11 protein-coding genes are annotated in these 21,318 nt (G+C 34.8%); 3 read left to right on the top strand and 8 right to left on the bottom strand.

Going from position 1 to position 21,318, the window contains the following annotated elements; genetic code table 11:
* Positions 1–6 precede the first annotated feature (6 nt).
* From CLV33_RS05545 to CLV33_RS05575, 7 genes are all read right to left on the bottom strand, one after another.
* Complete coding sequence (locus CLV33_RS05545; protein WP_146109713.1) at positions 7–1,734, bottom strand: DUF5018 domain-containing protein; 1,728 nt, start codon at positions 1,732–1,734, stop codon at positions 7–9.
* 40 nt (positions 1,735–1,774) lie between these two features.
* Positions 1,775–3,475 (bottom strand): RagB/SusD family nutrient uptake outer membrane protein, encoded by a 1,701-nt coding sequence (locus CLV33_RS05550; protein WP_105473042.1) that lies wholly within the window; start codon positions 3,473–3,475, stop codon positions 1,775–1,777.
* Positions 3,476–3,480: 5 nt separating this feature from the next.
* Positions 3,481–6,555 carry a SusC/RagA family TonB-linked outer membrane protein gene (locus CLV33_RS05555; RefSeq protein ID WP_045371359.1) on the bottom strand — a complete coding sequence of 1,025 codons (3,075 nt, stop codon included), beginning with the start codon at positions 6,553–6,555 and terminating at the stop codon, positions 3,481–3,483.
* A gap of 65 nt (positions 6,556–6,620) precedes the next feature.
* Positions 6,621–8,846, bottom strand: a complete 2,226-nt coding sequence (locus tag CLV33_RS05560) for a GH32 C-terminal domain-containing protein (protein ID WP_105473043.1) — start codon at positions 8,844–8,846, stop codon at positions 6,621–6,623.
* Between the two features lies 1 nt (position 8,847).
* Complete coding sequence (locus CLV33_RS05565) at positions 8,848–10,404, bottom strand: glycoside hydrolase family 32 protein (protein WP_244906388.1); 1,557 nt, start codon at positions 10,402–10,404, stop codon at positions 8,848–8,850.
* Positions 10,397–11,716 carry a sugar porter family MFS transporter gene (locus tag CLV33_RS05570; protein WP_105473044.1) on the bottom strand — a complete coding sequence of 440 codons (1,320 nt, stop codon included), beginning with the start codon at positions 11,714–11,716 and terminating at the stop codon, positions 10,397–10,399. The genes CLV33_RS05565 and CLV33_RS05570 overlap by 8 nt, the downstream gene beginning before the upstream one ends.
* Positions 11,717–12,068: 352 nt before the next feature.
* Positions 12,069–14,801, bottom strand: a complete 2,733-nt coding sequence (locus CLV33_RS05575; protein WP_105473045.1) for a substrate-binding domain-containing protein — start codon at positions 14,799–14,801, stop codon at positions 12,069–12,071.
* Between the two features lie 678 nt (positions 14,802–15,479).
* Between CLV33_RS05575 and CLV33_RS05580 the strand changes: the two genes are divergently transcribed.
* From CLV33_RS05580 to CLV33_RS05590, 3 genes are all read left to right on the top strand, one after another.
* Positions 15,480–16,001, top strand: a complete 522-nt coding sequence (locus CLV33_RS05580; RefSeq protein WP_105473046.1) for a T9SS type A sorting domain-containing protein — start codon at positions 15,480–15,482, stop codon at positions 15,999–16,001.
* Positions 16,002–16,006: 5 nt separating this feature from the next.
* A complete protein-coding gene (locus CLV33_RS05585; RefSeq protein ID WP_105473047.1) occupies positions 16,007–17,647 on the top strand; it encodes a DUF1566 domain-containing protein in 1,641 nt (546 codons plus the stop codon).
* A gap of 81 nt (positions 17,648–17,728) precedes the next feature.
* Positions 17,729–18,832, top strand: coding sequence for a collagen-like protein (locus tag CLV33_RS05590; protein WP_105473048.1), 1,104 nt, complete (start codon positions 17,729–17,731; stop codon positions 18,830–18,832).
* 351 nt (positions 18,833–19,183) lie between these two features.
* Here the strand turns inward: CLV33_RS05590 and CLV33_RS05595 are convergent, their stop codons facing one another.
* Positions 19,184–21,310: a helix-turn-helix domain-containing protein gene (locus CLV33_RS05595; protein ID WP_105473049.1), complete on the bottom strand. Its 2,127-nt coding sequence runs from the start codon at positions 21,308–21,310 to the stop codon at positions 19,184–19,186.
* Positions 21,311–21,318: the final 8 nt, after the last annotated feature.

Consider the following 21,318-nt stretch of genomic DNA (forward strand, 5'->3'; position numbering starts at 1 on the left):
GCTTTTTTAATTTAATAGATAGTCAATTACATTAGCGTGCAATAAGTGAATATTACCTTGGTAATCGTTAACGGCACCGTTGTTGTCTTCCATACTCCATTCTAACCAACCACCTGTATTCACTATCATTGTGCCTAGGTATTCACCTTGTGGCTTAAACTCTGCCAGACCAATACCGCAACCACGTGCATCTAACCATTCGTACCATCTAATAAGCACACTGTTTGTTGCAGTTTCAAACTCTAAAGCTCTTTCTTCAGAACAGTGTGGTTGTGTAAATAAGCTATTGTATTCACCACCAAAATCGATTCCGAAATTGCGATCTTCCTTATAGTTTGCGTTATTCATAGGATAATAATCTGTTGTCCCTTGGTCTAAACCAGCTAAAATTGGATGATTTGCAGACGCTGCAGGACTTGGTGTTGTATAGCTACCTCTTAATCCCCAAGCATCTAAATTTTCGCCTCCAACAGGATTTGTATTGCCACCCTCGTTTGTTAATAGTGTACCATTAATGTTAATTCTTCCTATGTCGTCTAGTAAGTTTATGGCAAAACCTTCTACCATTAAATGGCCACCGGCTTTATAATAGTTTGTTATAATTTCAACCTTATCGGTAGTAATACCGCCATCTGGCATATCTTGAGACCCTGTGTTATCCCAGTATAACAAGACCATTTCTGTATTAGCTAAATCTGCACTTGTTAAAGCGCTTGCTTTTAGATATACAAAGTCTTCGGCATAATTAGCTTTTAACCATAAAGCTGCTGCTTTAGTATCTGGTTCTGAAATACTTTCTACACAATCGGCTCCACTTATAAAGGCAATTTTATTAGAAGACGTTATGGTTCTAGCGTTCACCGTATAGGTTTTGGTAATACCTTCTACATTAGTTACCGCATACTCAATAGCTCCAGCAGAAAAATCTTGTGCAACGCCAGATGCTGGTGAAAGTGTTGAGCCTTCTGTTACTTCAATAATTGGTGCAATAGCTGATAAATCTGCACCTGCTGGAAAGTCAAGATTTATTGTAGATGTTTCATCATCAATAATTCCTGTAACACTACAAACATCGGTTCCAGTTTTAAAGCTCGTAATTAAAGCTTTTTGTAATTGCGTTACAGTAACAAAATACGATTTACCAGTAAATCCATCGTTTGATAGTACAGTATATTTAACTGGGTTTGTAAAATCTTGTGCAACTCCCGATTGTGGTGTGGATGTTGTTCCTCCTGGAATGGTGTACTGAGGCGCCAATGCTTTAATATTAGCTTCACTACCAACAGTAACTTGTATGGTAGCATTTTCTTGATCTATTACACCATCGTTTTCTCCAATAGAGAATGTCATAATTTTAGGATCGCCATAGGCAGCTACCGTTGCAGTATATGGCCTAGATACACCATTGTTGCTAATGGTAAACACTACTGGGCCTTCTGAAAAATCTACTGTACTTCCAGAGGCTGGCTCTACAGTTGCGCCTTCTGGCAAAGACATATTTACTGTTAAATTACTTACATTGGTTCCTGCGGGCAATGTTAATGTTATTGTACCTGTACTGTGGTTTATTGTTGCCGATTGATTGTTGATATCAAAAGACCTAATTATAGAATATGCATAGTCTGGTACTTGATCTTCAAAAGTGATGTCATCATTACAACTTAATGTAACCGTGAAAAGCATTCCTACAAAAAGGAACAGCCCTAATTTGATAACTTTAGATATATTCTTCATTTTAATAATTTTAAATGTGTTTTTATTTAGTTAATTAGTTTTAATAGCCTGCACGTTGTTTATAAACACCGCCTGTTGCGTCTATCTCTATTTGTGGAATTGGAAGATATTCGTCTCTTCCTGCTGTAAATGAAGCGCCACTGTAGTAGCTTCGTTTTCCACTTTCGGTTAACATGTAATTATTTATCCAGTTAGCGGCTTCTCCCCATCGTACTAAATCGTAAAAATGGTGTCCTTCGTTATGAAGTTCTAACCTTCTTTCCATACGCAATGCTTTTCTAGCATAGTTTTGCGTTATGCCTATGGTTGGGTACAATTCTATACTGTAATTGGCTGCATCTACCGACGGATTGTTAAAATCGTATACACGTGGTGCATTTTTAGCTCTGTTTCGAATTTGGTTTATAATTGTCATACCAGTTTCTGTATCGTTTAGTTCTATGGCAGCTTCGGCTTTCCATAACATTACATCGCTAATTTTTATAATTGGCCAATCTAAAGCACCTTTTGCCCAAGGAAAACCACCTGATGCCCTTAAATCTGAATACGGATCGATTTGATTTTTCTTTCTTACATAATACCCATAGGTAGCAATATCCCTGTTCCAGTTATCTTGCATTGGCATAGGCTCCCACTTTTTCCAAGTTATTCCTGGTCTTCCAATAGAATGGTCTAACCTAGGGTCTACTGGTGTTGCAGTATCTCTTGGTTCTAAATCAGAGTTATTATAAGTATCTAAAAGTGGTAATCCGTTGGCATCTACCTTAAATGCATTAACTATGTTTTGCGATGGCTTATCAAAATCATCGCCGTTTAAATACGGGTGATTAGGATCGTCTGAAGGAGAATCTGGAGAGTTTAACAGACTCCCAAAATCTAAATTACCAAACTCCGATCCATCATCAATTGAATATTGAATGGCAAATACATTTTCTGGATTGCCATAACCTGGTGTTGAATACAATTTTTCTAAATCGTCTACCAATCTGTATGGGCCTGCAATTACCTTGTCGGCATTTGTAATCACTTCTTGCCATTCACCTTGAAACAGTTTTGCTTTTGCCAAATATGCATAAGCTACAAGTTTATTAATTCTACCTAATTCTGGCTGTGTTTCTGGTAATACGGGTATTGCTGCATTTAAATCGCCTTCTATTTTGCCCCATAGATAATCTGCATCAAATGAGTTTTCTATGCTTGCTACCTCATCTACAGGCGTGTTTTCATCTAAATACACAAAAGATCCAAAATTCTTCATAGCCTCGAAATAAAAATGCGCTCTTAATACTTTAAGTTCTGCAATTCTTAATGCTGCATTTTCAAAATCTGGATTATCGTTTATGGCCCGTATAGCACTATTAACCCTGAATACTGAGAAATAAAGTGCTCGCCATAAATTATATACATTATCAGAAGAAGGAAATACTTGATGTATTTCTAGAGCATGCATTCCACCTCCTGGGTTATCACCAACACCACCGCCACCTTTGTAGGCGTCTCCACTTCTTATATCTGAAAAACACCAATTTGTAGGTGCATGATCGAACGGCCAATTGTCTCTAAACTCGCCCGTATTGTATCTGTAATCTAGCGTACTGTATGCGCTTACAACCAATTGCTCTAAATCTAGATTGTCTTCAGAAATTACATTTTCTGGACTTACTTCTAAATAATCTTCGGCGCATGACGTCATGGTGAATACCACCATTACTATAGCTGCTATTTTATTATATATTTTCATAATTATTAAAATTGTAAGTTAAACCCTAAACTAAATGTCTTGGTATGCGGATATACACCCATACCGGCAATACCTATACCTGTTCTACTTAATCCAGGAACTTCATAATCAAAGCCTGTAAAAGAAGTTATGTTTATTAAATTCTCTGCTTGTACATATATTTTAGCTCCTGTAAGCCCTAATTTGCTGATGTTTTCTGCACTAAAATCGTATGAAATATTTACGTTTTTAAGTCTGAAGAACGATCCATCTTCTACAAAATAGGTTGAAGGACGTCTTTGGTCATTCGTATCTGTAGTACTTAATGCGGGAATGTTTGAATTTGCATTACTTGGCGACCAAGCATCTAAGGTGTTTAAACCATGGTTAAAGCCAAAGTATGGAAAATCCAACAGTTCTCTTTGAGCATTATACATATCGTTGCCTTGGCGCCCATCGAAGAACATCCCAAAATTCCAGTTTTTATATGATGCCGTTAAATTAATACCATACACAAAATCTGGGTGTGGATTGCCTATTATAGTTCTATCGTCTTGATTAATAACACCGTCGCCATTTAAGTCTCTGTAGCGAATATTACCAAGTGCTTTTCCTGTTTGTTCTGCATGAATTGCTACTTCCTCTGGTGTTCTAAAAAGGCCGTCGGCTACAAAGCCAAAATAAGACCCTATAGGGTGTCCCGCACCAGTGTAAGACACACCCTGGAGAATAAACTTATCGGCGTTGTTTAAACTAGTAACCTCATTTTTGTAAGCAGAAAACGTTAAATCTACACCGTATTTAAAATCGTTTTTTCGTTTAGAATCATACCCTAAAACAATATCGATACCTCTGTTTACCATATCACCTGCATTAAAAAACAAAGTACTTCCTGCTTCTCCTAACACTGCGGGTTGAATGGTTTGCAACAATAGATCTGATGTTGTTTTTTCATAAAGATCTACAACAAGGTTTACGCGGTTATCAAACAAATTAGCATCTAATCCAACGTTGGTTTGGTAAGATTGCTCCCATTTTAAATCTGGATTGCCAATTTGGTTTGGAGACACACCCTGATCTATAGGTCCTGTGCCATCTCCATCAAAATCGTAATTACTATTTTCTATAGCTTCTTGATAAATTGAATATTGTGCATACTCTAAAATATCAGCGTTTCCGTTACCACCCCAAGATGCTCTTAATTTTAAATTATTGAACACTTTGGAATTTTCCATGAATGGCTCGTTACTTATAGTCCAACCTACCGAAGCTGTTGGAAAAATACCGTACCTGTTATTTTTACCAAATCGAGAACTACCATCTCTTCTTACACTTGCCGAAGCATAGTATGTGTTTGAATAATCATAAGATACTTTAGCAAACATAGATTCTCGTTTACTATCTGGCCCAATACCATAAGCATCTAGAATAGTATTGTCTGCTATAATATCGTATTGTTCAATATTTTCGAAATCTACATTAGTCCCAAAAGGTACTTGTACTCTGGTAAAATCGTTAGTTTGAGTTTTGCTGTAGGTTTCATGCCCAACAAAAGCATTAACGGTGTGCTCATTAAAATCTTTATTGAAGGACAATAAATTGGTGAATATAAATACATCGGTTTCATTTCTATTACGAGCAAAGCGTTGGTAATCTTCACCATCGTTAATAAAAATATTACCTAAAATACTTCCGTTTTGGTTAAACGCTCCGGTTTGCTCATCAAACTTATATCTGTTAAAATCAAAATTAAATTTTGAACTAAATGTTAGTCCGTTAGCTATATTTACATCAGCATATATATTACCAAAAGTTCTCCATGTTTTTTGTATGTTATCTCTGTTAATCTGTAAAACAGCTAGAGGATTCCACTTATCCTGAAGTCCTGCCCCTGTAGGGCCACCAAACGAACCATCTTCAGCATATACAGGAATTAATGGATTTTGAAGTAGTGCATCTTCCATAGAGTTTGCCTTTACTTCCCTAAAATTTGCAACAGTAAGATTTTCTCCAAGTTTTACTCTATCGTTAAATAGTTTTACACTAGCGTTAAGTCTAAGTGTAGCCCTGTCGTAAAATGTATTTGCAATAATACCTTCGTCTTTGGCATAACCCAAGCCCGAAAAAATATTCCACTTATCATTGGCATAAGAATAGCCAAAATCTGTTGTGGTAGAAATTGAGTTTCTGGTAATAACATCAACCCAATTGGTGTTAGAGGTTCTTAAATTTCTTTCAGCATCTAAAAACTCTGGTAATTCTGTACCGGGCGTATACACAATATTTCCAGCAACAACAGGAACACCACCATTGGCAGCATACCTTACATCTAACCAATCTTGCGAACCTAATACACTAAAATCCTCTCTTATTGTATTTAAAGTTACACGAGAATCTAATGTTATTTTTCTAGTTCCGCTTTTAGCCTGTTTTGTAGTAACAATTATAACACCCCTTGCGGCTTCGGTACCATAAATACCTGCCGAGGCAGCATCTTTTAATACCTGTACGCTTTCAATATCATTAGGGTTTAAACCTGCTGGACTATTGGTTTGTACACCATCTATAACCCAAAGAGGTCCTGTTCCTCCAAACACAGAAGTTAACCCACGAATGGAAATTTGAGTATCATTACCTCCAGGAACACCCGAAGATGTTAAACTTAAACCAGGCACTCTAGACTGCAGTTTTGTTATTACGTTAGGTGTGGCAACAGCATCTAATTCTTCAACATCTACTACACTTATAGCCCCTGTTATGTCTCGTTTTCTTTCTTTGGCATAACCAGTAATAACAACTTCATCTAGTTTAGCTACATCTTCTTGGAGACTTACGTTATAATTTGCCTGTGGAGACACGGTAAGCGTTTTTGATTTATAGCCCACATAAGAAATCACTAGAATATCACCTTGATTTGCTTCTAACTGATATTGTCCGTCAAAATCAGTTACCGTTCCTTTACTTGTTCCTTGTATTATTATCGAAGCACCTGGTAGTGGAAACCCATCACTTTCAGAAGTAATAACTCCATTAATTGTGATTTCCTGAGCAAACGATAACTTTACTAATAAAAGCAAGCTTATATAAAATAGTTTGTTCATTTGAATTAAGAATTTAGTTGAATTAAAATTAATGTCGGTTTCATAATCGTTTTTGTTTTATTGGTTTAGTTGTTGATGTTATACATTTTTATATCTGCTGTTGCAGTACCTCCAGAAGCAAATACATCTACTCCTGTAGCATTACTAAATGTTGGGTAAAAGCGTCCTGTAAAATGTGCTTTGTTATCTACAAATACTTCTAGAACAGAACCATCTATAAATACCCTAACCTGAATGGTTTGTCCTGGTGTAATTGGGTAATTGCCTTTTCTTATATCTCTTCTTGCCTGAGTATTTAAGGAAGATTTAGAAGCATCGACAACCCACTCTTGGTTGGCCATATTGTAGTACACCTTGTAGAATTCTTCGTTATTAGGTGTTTTTCCGAAAATGAAACCTATTTCGTTTGCATTACCTGTATTTATGGTAGCTTCCATTTCAAAATGGCGTCCATTAAAGCCGCTTAAATAGTTTTCGCCTCCATCTTCTATAGATAGCCCGTTAAACTCAGTTACATCTCCTCGTAAATTATTCAAGTTAGGATGAGGACTTATGCGTATGTCGTTGTTTGCATCGAGTGTCCAAACCTGTGGCACACTAAATAAATTAGCCCATCCTTGTTCTCTTTGAAATTGAGCATTTACCTCATCTGGTATTATACCTATAGCCGTTATATTTCCACTAGTATCGGTAGTAACCGTAGGTGATAAAAAGCCGTTAACCACTTCTAGTGTTTTGGCTTGTTCAAAATCTGGTGTAAACACGCCATTATTAAAATCACCAATCCAATAGGTTGTTACCGCTGGTGTAGCATCTGGTGTTTTTTGAACTAAAAGCATGTCTTTGCCATTAGGAAACTCGTACACTACAGGCATTTCCCAAAATTGTCCTTCTCCCTGATTTTTTTGTCCTTGATATGCTATACCACCATAAGTCCAATTTTCAAAATCAGCACTACTATAATACACTATATTTCCACCTATTGATGAAATACCACTACCTACAACCATATGGTACGTATTATTTTCTGTCCAAATGTATGGATCCCTAAAATCCATATTAACATCACTTGGCGCACTTGGTATTACTGGGTTGCTTGAATTTTTGTTTAATGTTTGATAATTATCGGAAGACGTTGCGGTACCAATACCTGCCTTTACACCATCAACCCCAGTATAGGCAACCGCAGGGGTGCCATCTTTAAGAATTATGGCACATCCAGACCATATGCCAAAATTATCCCAGCCTTCCGTAGGCCACAATACTGCATTTTGTTCTTCCCAATTCACTAAATCTGTACTGGTAAAATGTCCCCAATTTTGTTGTGCTATTCCTAAGAAAACATCATTCTTTTGGTAAAACATATGGTACTTACCGCCTTGGTAAATGAGCCCATAAGATTCGTTGGCCCAACCATAATCTGGAATAGCATGAAATGTTGGTCTATTGCTATCATCAGAATAATCTATATTAAAAGTATAGTTTACGCTACTTGGAGCATTGTAACTGTTATGTATTTTAGTAACATTTTCTTGCGTAGCCTCACCTGCGTAAATTTTAATATCGTCTATAGCTCCAGAAAAATAATCTACGTCGAAAACACCAAGCTTTTCTCCCATGGTATTTTTACCAATAGTAACAGGTATGTTGCTAGACGGCCAAACAATATCTCCAGATGGTACATTTACCGTTTTAAGTGCCACATTATTTAAATAAATAATAAGATACCTTTTAGCGGGCGTTAAACCCACAACAATATGGTTCCACGTATTTCTGTCTAAGCTCTCTGAAGTTATTTCCTCAAACACAGTACCGTTAACATTATACTTAAACACTATTTGCCCAAACTTATTTATACCTATAGTAAGTCCTGGGTTTGTACCTTGCGATGACAACGCTAGTATAGCCGCCGTACCAACTGGGTACGATTTAGGTGAAGCCCAAAGCGATACCGCTAAGTTTCTGTTAGGCATTAAGTTGGTGGGTAAAGTACCTTCTACTTCATTAGAGAGGCCATCAAAAAACAAACTGTTTCCTTGCACACCTTGCATACGGTTTACGGCAGTTCCTTTTATACTAAATTCATTACCCGAATTAGTTTCGTAAGTAACGGCACCGTTTGTTTCGTTAAAATCAAATTCAAAAACCTCCCTTAATTCGTTGCTAGGATTAGGGTTTGGGTCTGGATCTACAACAGGGTCGCTAGAATCCTTACTACAAGCCGTAATGCTTATTAGCAAGAAAAGTGCGGTTGTATAATTTAATAATATGTTATAAAATCTATGTTTCATTTTATTTTTTCACCTCCTTAAATTCAAAATTGTTGATGGTTATGCCTTTAGGATTTTTAATTTCAAAATTTGTGAAATCACTATTAGGAAATACTTGTGTGGTCATTACATACTCACCGTTATTTATAAATATTTCTACAGATGATGCATCTAAAACCATGGTTATAGAAAGCTGTTCCTTTGTACCAATTTGCATTGTTTGATACGCTGATTTCTTGTAGTTCTCATTAAAATCTACATGTCCAGACTTACCCCTGTTAACAAAAAACTCTCCTGTGTTTTTATTATAGCCAACTGTATATGTATCGCCGTCTTTATTTGATAATTCTAGTGACAATTCTGTGTTGATAGTAGCATTAAAAGCTACTACGCTATGCTGTAAGTTTGAATAACTAAATTTTGTTGGGTAAGTACCTGTAATTTGTGCTTCTGGTACTTTTGTAGTGAGGTTATCAAAGCCACCAATTAGTTCACTTTTTACAAGATAACCGTTATCATTTTTTATTAGTTTTAACTCTCTAGGCAATGTCATAGCACTTCTCCATGTTTCAGTTGGAGTAACGGTAGCATAGTTCCAGTTGCTCATCCATCCTATAAAAATGCGTTTGTTATTTGGAGTGTTATTGTACGTTACCCCAGCATAATTATCTGTACCATAATCTATCCATTTATTTACCTTTTGTTTAGTTGTGATGGTTGTACCATCATAATCGCCTACAAAATAACGTGTACCCGAGCCTCCATTTGGAGAGCTTTCGCCGCCATGACTAATTATAAGCACCCATTTTTCTTCCGTACTACCTTCAACTTTAAGTTTGAATAAATCTGGGCACTCCCAAACCCCTAAAGGTGGATTGTCATTTAACCTAAACTCACTAATTTTTGCCCAGTTTTTTAAGTTATTCGATTCATAAATTTGAATGTGGTCTTTTGCTGCTAAAAGCATTTGCCATTTTAGCTTATCTACATTCCAAAATACTTTTGGATCTCTAAAATCTTTAATCCCTGGGTTGTCCAACACAGGGTTGTTTTTATATTTTGTCCATGTTTCACCTTTATCTGTACTGTAGGCAATACCTTGGGTTTGGTACAGTATGCTATTTTCCTTCTCTAAATTAACGTTGTGATATGTGTAAACGGCTACCATAGCGTTTTCACCAAAACCAGCTGTATTCTGTTTATCTATTACAGCACTACCAGAAAAAATATAGCCATGTTTATCTGGATATAAAGCTATTGGTTTATGTTCCCAGTTTAACAGATCTTTACTTACGGCATGTCCCCAGTGCATAGGTCCCCAAACCGTACCGTGCGGATAGTATTGATAAAATAAATGGTACGTATCATCAAAATATACCAAACCATTTGGATCGTTCATCCAGTTTGCTTCTGGTGTAAAGTGGAACCTAGAGCGGTATTGTTCTACATTATTGTTTGCATCGTCAGATATTGTAGTATCGGTATTAGTATTAGTTTCAGATGCATCTTTACATCCAAAAACCACTAATGCCACAATTGCTAATAGCCAAAATCTTCTCATAAATATTTTATTACTCATTAATTAATTTCTTACTTAGTTCTTCAAGAGATACCCCTTTTGTTTCTGGCATCATGTATTTTACAAACACTAGCTGTAACACCATCATTATTGCAAAAAATGCAAATACAATTCCTGCACCAACAATAGAGAACAATGCTGGAACGAAAGAAGGTACAATTGCTGCTAAAACCCAATGTACAGAACTCCCAAACGATTGCCCGGACCCTCGTAAATGATTTGGAAAAATTTCTGAAATAAATACCCAAATAACAGTACCTTGACCAATAGCATGAGCCGCAATAAACATGAATAAAAACACTGGCATTGCGCTACCTTCCCAGTTTAAAAAGAAAGCCGCCGATACTAACGATAAGGATATTATATAACCAAAAGAACAGATATACATAAGTTGCTTTCTACCTAATTTATCTATTAAGAAAACACCTAACAATGTAAAAAGCATATTTGTTAACCCAACGCCAATACTACTTAGTAGCGCTGTGCTTTCCCCTAGCCCAGCTTCCTCTAAAATTCGGGGCGCATAATATAAAAAAGCATTAATGCCCGATAATTGGTTAAACGCAGCAATAAAAAAAGCAAGCATTAAAGGCAGTCTATATTTCTTAATAAAAATGGTTTCGTTAGCTACAGTATTTTTCATTTCCTGTTTAATCTCGTCCATTAATAGTTCTGCATCTGCATTAGGGTTTACAGTTTTAAGTACCTGTTTAGCTTCAGAATTCCTGTATTTAATAAGTAACCATCTTGGGCTTTTTGGTATGCCCAGAACAAATACAGTGTAAATAACTGCTGGTAAGGCTTCGATACCTACCATCCATCGCCATGCATTGTCCCCCATGTTGTTAAGCAGATAATTAGATAAGAAGGCAATTAGAATACCAAATACAATATTAAATTGGTAAAGCCCCACAAGTTTTCCGCGATCTTTCGCTGGAGCTATTTCTGAGATGTAAGCAGGTGCAGCTATTGTTGATGCGCCTACTCCTAGCCCTCCTATAAACCTAAAAAAGGCAAATGTGTAGGGGTCGTTTGCTAAACAAGATCCTAGTGCAGAAACGGTATATAATATTCCTATCCAAAAAAGTGTTTTTTTACGCCCTAGCTTATTGGTAGGAATTCCACCAAAAATGGCTCCAATTACTGTTCCCCAAAGCGCCATACCTATAACCACAACACCATGAAAAACATCGGAACTATTCCAAATGGATTGCAATTCCTTTTCTGCTCCTGATATAACTACGGTATCAAATCCAAAAAGAAATCCAGCTAATGCAGCTGTAACAGACCAGATTAAAATTTTTTTATCCATTATAATATAACCATTTCGTTTAATTACTGCAAGTTAGAACCAAGCCCCAGATACTTGTTTTACCAATGTTGCAAAAAGTTTCAAATTTTGTTCAGAAAAACAAATACACTTTAAGTAACTGATTTACAGTTACATAAATCTGTTTTAGAAGTGTTTTATAATATGCTACTTTTTAAAATTGTTACTTTAATTTTAAAAATTGTTACCTAAAGTTTGAATGAAAAAGAAGATTCTGTTTAAAAATTGACACGTCTGTTTTATTAAAAAAACAAAATAGACCACCAAAAAATACAGAACACTTAAAAAAGCAACCTAAAAACTAAGAATAAAACAATGCGTTTTTAGCTTTTTTTTATTTGTTACTTCTGTAAGCCTTGGGTGTTTTGCTATACTTATTTTTAAAACTTGTGGAAAAATAACTAGGTGAAGAAAAACCAGTTGCATAGGCAACTTCTGAAATAGTTAGGGTTGTTTCATTAAGTAAAACTTTTGCTTTTTCTAGTCTTATATTCTGAATATAATCGCTTATACTTATTCCAGAAATAGCTTTCATTTTTCTGTATAGCTGTATTCTTGAAATATTTAACTCATCGGCCAATTGCTCTACAGAAAAATTAGAATTATCTAAGTTGTTGTTTATAAGCTCATTGATGTTAGAAATAAAATTTTGCTCAAAAGGTCCAAAATTGTCTTCACTATTATCTAATCTATAAATATTATTAACGTAGTAATAACGCAGCTTCTCCCTATTATAAAGTAAGGACTTAATAGATTGTAAAAGTATAGCATAGCTAAAAGGCTTTGTTAAGTAAAGGTCTGCACCAGATTGTAATCCTTGAATATAAGACTCTTTACTACTTTGTGCCGTAAGAATTATGGTTGGAATGTGCGATGTTCTTAAATCGTTTTTTAGTGTTTTACATATATCGAAACCACTTTTTTCTGGTAAATTAACATCACAAACAATAATATCGGGAATATGCTCTAGGGCTTTATCTATAGCATCTGTCCCATCTGAAGTATACACCAAGTAATCTGCTGCTAGTTTCCCTTTTAAATAGGTAACTAAATCTAAATTGTCTTCAATAATTAAAATAGAATAGTGTTCTTCGTTATCTTTAGTTTCGGTTTCAGTAAAATTTCCTTCATGGTAATCAACATCATCCGTATACCTAATTAGGGAATCGTCTACCATATCTGGCTCGTAAATAATTTCTTCAGACTTTAAGTGGTCGCTCCCCTTATGAAGAGTTACAATAAATTCTGTTCCGTGTTTAGAATGTACATTTAAAGCTCCTTTATGAAGTTCTACAAACTCTTTGGAAAGAAACAACCCTATACCCGAACTAGATTGATTGTTATTAGAGCCTTGGTAAAAGGCTTTAAACACGCTATTTAATTCTTTGTTGGGAATACCAATACCAGAATCTTTAAAGTGAATATTTACCGTATCTTTTTCAGGGTTATCCACAATATTCATACTAATAGTACCATTATTTGGCGTAAATTTAAATGCATTAGAAAGCAGGTTAAAATATACCTTATCTATAAGGTCTCTATCGAGGTAAATTTTTAAATCCTTATTATTTGCATGTAACGAGAAGTTAATATTTCGTTTTTCGGCCTCTCGTTCAAAATCTTTGAAAATATGATTTGAAAATTCATAAAGATTAACTTCGGAAGCTTTTAATATGAACTTACGGTCTTCTATCTTTCTAAAGTCTAGCAATTGATTGATTAACCGCAATAACCTTTTGGAGTTGTTGTAAATTAAAGCCACATCTCTAGAAAGTTTGGTTTCCTTTATGGCTTTATTTTCAAACATAGATTCTACCGAAGATAATATTAGCGTTATTGGTGTTTTAAACTCGTGCGATAAGCCCGTAAAAAAATTAGTTTTTGCTTCATTGCTTTTTTTAACCTCTTTGGCAATACTTTTTATTTGATTTCTTTGAACGGTTATTTTTTTATTCTGAAGCTCTAGGGTACGCTTTTTCTTGTTTAGTTTGTATTGGGAAAAAATACTGTAAGCCGCAAGTAAAATACTTATAATTAAAAGTCCTGCTAGCCATTTTAAAATATTAGACTGTGTTGAATAGGTATTCTCTAATTCCCGAATAACGTTTTGTTGCTTTTCTATATCAATTTGGTGCTTATTAATTCTTTCATATTGCTTTTCCATTATTTTTGCATTCCTGTAATCTATTACAGTTGTGTTTAAGATATTCTCTTTGAGAACCGTTTCATCCTGCAAAATTTTCATGGCTATTTTTATGGCTTCATCGCCACCTGTAGGATACAATATTGTTGCTGCCAAAATTCCTTTTTGCACCAACTGAATACCATTATCTAAACCGCTTAAACCGTCTACACCTATAAAATTAATGCGCTTTTCTACGCCTTTTTCCTTTGCAACTTTCCAAGCATCATAAGCAATATTATCGTTAAATGCATACACATAATCTATTGGGGTTTTATGTATAGAATCCAATATTTGTGATACACGCTCAAAATCTTCAACATCAAAGCTATAGGGAACTTTTATATTGGGCTCATTATCAACCACCTCATGAAACCCAAGGTGTCTTCCCATTTTAGGAAAAGCATTACCACTACCTCTTATTTCAAGAACATTAGCATTATTTGTACTTGAAGAAGCTATAAAATATCCCGCGTTACGGCCAACCTCCATATTATCAGCCCCTACAAAAGCAGTGTATTTATCTGTATTAATTTTTCGGTCTACGATAATTATAGGAATGCCTTTATTAAAAGCTGTTTCTATAATCTCAACAAGAGGATCGGATTGTGCTGGAGAAATAATTATCACATCAAAATCATTGTTTATCATGAATTGAATGTGCGATTTTTGCGCCTCTATATCTCCGTTGGCCTGAAAAATAGTTAACTCTAGTTCTGGATGTAATGATGCCTCTACCATCATTTCATAGTCCATGGCTTTACGGTAATCGTCTTTACTAATACACTGCGAGAAGCCTACTTTATGTTTTTCGGTGTTTTGTTTTGTACACGATAAAAAACATAGAGCCAATACTATAAATAAGAGTACGTTTTTTTTAATCATTAAATGCTAAAGTGAGATTATGGAAAAAAGTAATGTACAAAAATAGCTTAAATAACTCTTTTGCGAAAACATTTTATTAGTGCTATTTATGTTGAAAAATTATATTTCACTAAGAAAATATGACTTACAATCTGCAAAAAATATACCTCTTAAGCGAATAAAATTTATATGTTTTATTGTATTCTTTTAACAAATGTAAAAATAACAAACATTAGGTTTCAACAAAACTGTAACCAAAATACGTTACAACTCTACTCATCTATACAAAACCACTTTTTAACAACAGGTATATGGTATTTATCTAAAAATTAAAATAGCGCGCTTTACTTTTATGTAATTTTGTTTTTTTTTACCTATTGAAGCATACAGTACACCCCAAAAACCAGTTGAACTAAAAAAATTAAAGTAAATAAACAATGTATTTATAATTCTATAAAGCCCTACCCAAAGCCCTAAACCCAATTATATACATTATTTTTAATGGAATTGAACAAAATGTTATACATAACCTAATTATAGTTGGTATGCTTTATTTTTAATTTCCAGATATAACCGCTACAACGTTAAAAATATCGTTCCAATTCAAGGCTTAGTTCTAGTTACTATCGTTTACGTAAAAATCATATTAAATTTCTAAAAATTCCTTTTTTCAAATCAAAACTCAAATATTTTACACTTATGAAACAAACCTATTTTAAAACCCAAAAAAATATAGGGTTAAAGTTAAAAAGCTTTAGTTGCATAGCTTTAATTATGGCGGTTGGCCTTTTTAATATCAATGCCCAAGAATCGCTAAATACCACTGGTGGTGATATTTCTAATTTTAACGGTAGTGTAAATTACTCTGTTGGCCAAGTATTTTACAGTACTATAACTACTGGTAATGGCAGTGTGTCGCAAGGGGTGCAATACGCATTTAATCTTAAAACCTTAACAGGCAATTCGTTTCGTGTACAACTCGATGTTATGGTGTTTCCCAACCCTACCACATCTCAAGTAAACCTTAAAACAAAAATGACAAACGTTAATGCGCTGCGTTATGAACTGTACGACGTTATGGGACGTAAAATAATGGAAAAAACCATAACTAACGAAACAACTATAATAAACATGGAGGCTTTAGATATAGCTACATACCAACTTAATGTTGTTGGAGCTAACTATGAACTTTTAAAATCTTTTAAAATCATTAAAAACTAATTAGAATGAAAAACAACAACAACCTACTTTTATTTTTTTTAAGCATACTATTTACCACACAAATATTTACTCAAACCCCAGAAAAATTAAGTTACCAAGCCGTAATACGTAATGCCAACCAAGAGTTGGTAACAGAAACTAATGTTGGTGTGCAAATAAGTATTTTACAAGGTACTGCTACTGGCAATAGTGTATACACAGAAACCCACACTGCAACCACCAATACCAATGGTTTGTTAAGCATTGCTATTGGTAACGGAACAACTACCGATAATTTTGCTACCATAGATTGGAGCCAAGGCCCGTATTTTATAAAAACCGAAACCGACCCTACAGGCTACAGCAATTACACCATAACAGGCACTAGCCAATTGCTAAGTGTGCCGTTTGCACTTCATGCTAAAACGGTAGCCTCTATAAGTACACAAGACGAGGTGAACCTTAGCAATTTATCGGGCACAAATACTGGCGATCAAGATATTTCTGGGATTGCTACAAATGCAGATGCAATTCTTGTTAATTCGAATAGTATTTCAGCTAACAGTACCAAAATTACTGAAGCGAATACCGAAATTATAACTGTAAAATCAGAAGTTACCTCTAATACATCAACAATTGCTTCACTAAATACAACCATTACCAACCTACAAACTACCATAAACAATATGGTGCAAATACCAGCTGGCACCAAAAAAGGTGATTTACTAACTTGGAATGGCAGTGCTTGGGAGTTGTTGCCTGTTGGAGATAGTTCGAGCATACTCTCTGTTAGTGAAGGCGTGCCTAGTTGGTCTAATAGCGTTATTTCCGATAATAATTTGGTAGCATTCGGTTATGAAAGTGTTTATAATGAGTTATCAGTAGAAATGCGACAGATTTATAAAAATGAATTAGAAATTGAAGTTAAAACAAAAAGGAGAGAATACCAATTAGACCCCAATGTTACTTCGTTAGCATTATTGTATTCTACCAGTTCAAACCCAATTCCATCTAATTCTGAGGTCTCAAGTATAAATTTAGCTGAATTTAACAATCCTGATTCCGATAGGATTCAATTAAATCTAACGAATTTAAAAAGCGATACCCGTTATTATTTTCGTTTGATCATAAATGATAAATTTATTTCTCCTAATGCAGATATTATATCTAGCACAACTCACCCTAAAGAAATTGGAGACACTCACGCAGGAGGTATTATTACTTACATAGCACAGCCTTATAATGATGACTATATAGAAAATCAATTTCATGGCTATGTTGCTGCAACCGAAGATATTGGCGTTTCTGCACCTTGGGGATGTGCAGGTACAAGTATCTCGAATATGATTACTGGTGGTTCTCATAGTAGCACTAAATCACAAAATACGGCTCTACTTGCAGGATGTACTACAAGTGGTATTGCAGCTAAAATTTGTGCAGATTGGACGTTTAACGGGTATTCAGATTGGTTATTGCCATCTAAAGACCTGCTTAGCTCATTTAGAGATGGTAGGGTTAAAGATAAATTTACGTTTTCAAATGAGTTTTATTGGTCTGTTACACCGGTTTCAAATGATTTAGCATGGGCATCAAACCCAACTACTGGGAAGTTTGAAAAACTTTCTAAGAGCAATAGTTACCGTATTAGAGCAGTAAGAAAGTTTTAATTTCTTTCGGTAAAAATTTTAAACAACCTTATAGATTAATAGTCTATAAGGTTGTTGCTAAAAAATAACAACATATTTCCTATGAAAAAGTTATTCCCTCTTTTTATTTTTGTGCTTACTTCGATTTATAGTTTCTCTCAAGCTCCCGAAAGCATAAGTTACCAGGCTGTAATACGCAATGCCAACCAAGAGTTGGTAACAGAAGCTTCTGTTGGTGTACAAATAAGTATTTTACAAGGTACTGCTACTGGCAATAGTGTATACACAGAAACCCACACGGCAACCACCAATGCCAATGGCTTGTTAAGCATTGCTATTGGTAACGGAACTACTACCGATAATTTTGCTACCATAGATTGGAGCCAAGGTCCGTATTTTATAAAAACCGAAACCGACCCTACAGGCGGCAGCAATTATACCATAACAGGTACTAGCCAATTGCTAAGTGTGCCTTTTGCGTTGCATGCTAAAACGAGTGAAAGTCAATTACCAGGGCCTAAAGGAGAAAAAGGTGCTCCGGGTATAGACGGTAAAAATGGTAAAGATGGAGAAAACGGACTTAGTACCTACCAAATATGGTTAAATTTAGGAAATACCGGTACTGAAACCGATTTTATAAATTCGTTAAAAGGACCACAAGGACCACAAGGAGTAGAAGGTCCAGAAGGACCAACAGCACAAGTGCACCTTACACAAGCGTTTATACCGTTGCACCCAGACAGTACCGAAAGACTAAGTTTAGCTTTTGTTACAGCGGCTACAGGTCCGAGTAGTTATTCGGAAGGCGCCTCCCCACCAGAGCAAGTATATGATTACGATATTTTAGATTCTGATGGACATTCTATTTTTACCGATGATGTTGCCCTTAAATCGCCTGATAATGCAAAAAGGTTTCGTGAAGATGAAACTAATTTAAGAATTGCACCAGAATCTTATAGCGTAGTGATTATAGGAAGCTCTGAAGAAGAACCTGTGGCACCAGCTAGAGTAGATATTTGGGTAAGTGATATAGTATCAGATATAGAAAGTATTGTTTTCTCAAGGATTCTGTACCAGTTTTCATGGTCGGCATCCAAAGAATGGATATTCGAGCGTTGGAGAGAAAATGGAGGTAGCTATATAGGTCTTAATTACCCTAAGGGCATTCCGCTTTTAATTAATACAAACCATACTTTTAAACCCTAATATACATAACTATTACCACACCAGTATGTGGTGTCGCATTATTTATATCCGCTTTAATCAATGTAAAAAATCATTAGTGCGGATACAGTAGTTATTGTGGGGGTTTTATAAATTATAAACCAGTTTTAGCATAAAAACTTTTAACCGATGGAACTTTACATAGCCCTTAGCCTAATTTAAAACGCTTCCTAACTACAAATACGGTTTATGTATCGAAAAACCAAACTGTATACTTTGTTTTTGTACATATTAGAAAGAAATTTTGCAAAATCACAAAACCTGTAATATAATTAATATTATGTGTCCGCTCACGTACAAGCCCAATAAGAATAAAAGTGTTTTATATGGTAATTACAAAAGGTTATTTTGTTTTAAAGTTTGCTTTATTTCTTTGTGGTCTTCCCAAAATTTATCCTTTATACTCTGTATTACCTTATGGTATTCGTTATGCGATTGTAGTTTTTTAATCAGTGGATCTTGTTGTAAGAAAACAACCATCCAATATTGAAAGTTACTCTTATTGGAAAAAACCTTAAACTGTGCTATAGCATCATCATAATTACCATTATAAATATGTTTAAAGGCTAAACTAGCCGATTTATAAATAGATTTATCGTTTTTACAATATACAGAGTAGCTATTATAAAATTGCTTAGCTGCTTCCTCTAAACCCATATTCTCGTAACATATAGCCATTTTTAAGCTTTCATGTGGAAACACATCTATTTGGCGCTCTGCTTTTATAGTATTTAATATCTTATAGAATTTATACGCTTTTTTGTAGTTTTCTTGATAATAATTTAGTTTGGCTACTTCGTTTAAAATATCAAGTCTAGTAGTGTCCTTTCGCCATTCATTTTCAAGTAATTCGGTAGTTTTTTCTAAGTTTTTATACTTGGCGTACTCTATAAAAATTTTAAGAAAAGGCGCATATTCGTTGTTTGGGTTATAACGGAGCGATTTATCAATGTTTTCTAGGGCTTCGTCTACAAAGCCTGTTTGTATTAGTGCATTACTTAAGTGAAGATAGATATAACTTTTTCCTATGGAATCATTTGCTTCTATATTAAGCTGAATACCCTTTAAGGCATATTTTAAATACTTAGCAGTATTTGGTACGGCACGAGCATACAAATCAGACAAAAATAATACGACACCGGCCGAATTAGGATTGTATTCCAAAGCTTTTTCTAGGTGCGGAATGGCCAAATTAAATTCATGTGTAGCAACATAGTACAGAGCTTTTGCCATAAGACTTATATCAGACTTAGCATCATACAATAAGGCCTTATCGGCATTTTCATTAAGCTCATTAACATACTTCTTTTTAATTTTAAATTCATCTAGATAATAATACGCTATGGCTTTATGTGCATAGGCCATAGCAAACTCGGGGTCTAGACTAATGGCTTTATCATAATATAAAATCGCTTGCTGTAAATTTTCGGCAGTTTTATTTTGGCTTATTTCATAACCTTGCAAAAACATATCGTAGGCTTCGATATTTTTAGTGGGTTTTTTATCTATTCTAGCAAGTTCTTTTGGTGTTATGTTGGCTTCTACAGCTAGAGCAATTTTTTTTGCCACCGTATTCTGAAGCTCAAATATATCATCTAATTCATAGTTGTATTGCGCAGTCCATATAGGCGTATCTGTAGTAGCATCAACAAGTTGAATATTTAATAATACCTCGTTCTTATTTTTTTGTCCACTACCCTCAACAATGTACTTAACATTTAATTCTTTGGCAATCTCAACAACAGATTGTTTTGAAGCCCTATATTTTTCTACCGATGTTCTACTAATAACTCTTAAGTCTTCAATTTTTTGAAGATTGCCCAAAGAGGCTTCCATAAGACCGTTTACAAAATAGAGATTGGATGAATCTGCACTCATATTTTTAAATGGTAAAACCGCTATTGATTTTTGAGTATTGGAAATCGCCACTGCATCTTCAGAAGTACTGCCTAAATAAAAACTAATATATGCAATTACCAATGCTGCTATTACAATGATGATTTTGTGCTTATGCCTGCTTAGAAATGATTTAGAAGGCTTTTGCAATGATGCTGTTTCGTTGGAAGGTTTTGTATTTAATACCTCTTCATCATTTTTTTTACCTGGTTCTTCTTTGTATTCTTCAAGGTGTTTTCTGGATTCCCCTGGCGGAAAACCAAACTCTTCCCTAAAACATTTTATAAAATAAGAAGTATTGCTAAATCCAACCTTATAGGAGATTTCAGAAACGGTAAACTCAGTTTCCTCAAGTAGTATTTTTGCTTCTTCCAAACGAACTTTTCTAATGAATTGACTTGCAGATAACCCTGTTTGCTTTTTAATTTTTCGCAGTAAACTCGATCTGCTCATGTTCATAACAGCCGCCAATTCCGAAACACCAAACTGTTCATTAGAAATTTCATCTAACACCAATGTTTTTGCTCGGTTTAAAAAGTCGCTAGAATAAGAAGTTTGAGACATAAATAATG

Source organism: Jejuia pallidilutea (assembly GCF_002973595.1).
Classification (GTDB): domain Bacteria; phylum Bacteroidota; class Bacteroidia; order Flavobacteriales; family Flavobacteriaceae; genus Jejuia; species Jejuia pallidilutea.

What these genes read in the sequence shown, in the direction of transcription:
- CLV33_RS05545 (WP_146109713.1), bottom strand. Translation starts at nt 1,734, where the DNA reads ATGAAGAATATATCTAAAGTTATCAAATTAGGGCTGTTCCTTTTTGTA.
- CLV33_RS05550 (WP_105473042.1), bottom strand. Translation starts at nt 3,475, where the DNA reads ATGAAAATATATAATAAAATAGCAGCTATAGTAATGGTGGTATTCACC.
- CLV33_RS05555 (WP_045371359.1), bottom strand. Translation starts at nt 6,555, where the DNA reads ATGAACAAACTATTTTATATAAGCTTGCTTTTATTAGTAAAGTTATCG.
- CLV33_RS05560 (WP_105473043.1), bottom strand. Translation starts at nt 8,846, where the DNA reads ATGAAACATAGATTTTATAACATATTATTAAATTATACAACCGCACTT.
- CLV33_RS05565 (WP_244906388.1), bottom strand. Translation starts at nt 10,404, where the DNA reads ATGAGTAATAAAATATTTATGAGAAGATTTTGGCTATTAGCAATTGTG.
- CLV33_RS05570 (WP_105473044.1), bottom strand. Translation starts at nt 11,716, where the DNA reads ATGGATAAAAAAATTTTAATCTGGTCTGTTACAGCTGCATTAGCTGGA.
- CLV33_RS05575 (WP_105473045.1), bottom strand. Translation starts at nt 14,801, where the DNA reads ATGATTAAAAAAAACGTACTCTTATTTATAGTATTGGCTCTATGTTTT.
- CLV33_RS05580 (WP_105473046.1), top strand. Translation starts at nt 15,480, where the DNA reads ATGAAACAAACCTATTTTAAAACCCAAAAAAATATAGGGTTAAAGTTA.
- CLV33_RS05585 (WP_105473047.1), top strand. Translation starts at nt 16,007, where the DNA reads ATGAAAAACAACAACAACCTACTTTTATTTTTTTTAAGCATACTATTT.
- CLV33_RS05590 (WP_105473048.1), top strand. Translation starts at nt 17,729, where the DNA reads ATGAAAAAGTTATTCCCTCTTTTTATTTTTGTGCTTACTTCGATTTAT.
- CLV33_RS05595 (WP_105473049.1), bottom strand. Translation starts at nt 21,310, where the DNA reads ATGTCTCAAACTTCTTATTCTAGCGACTTTTTAAACCGAGCAAAAACA.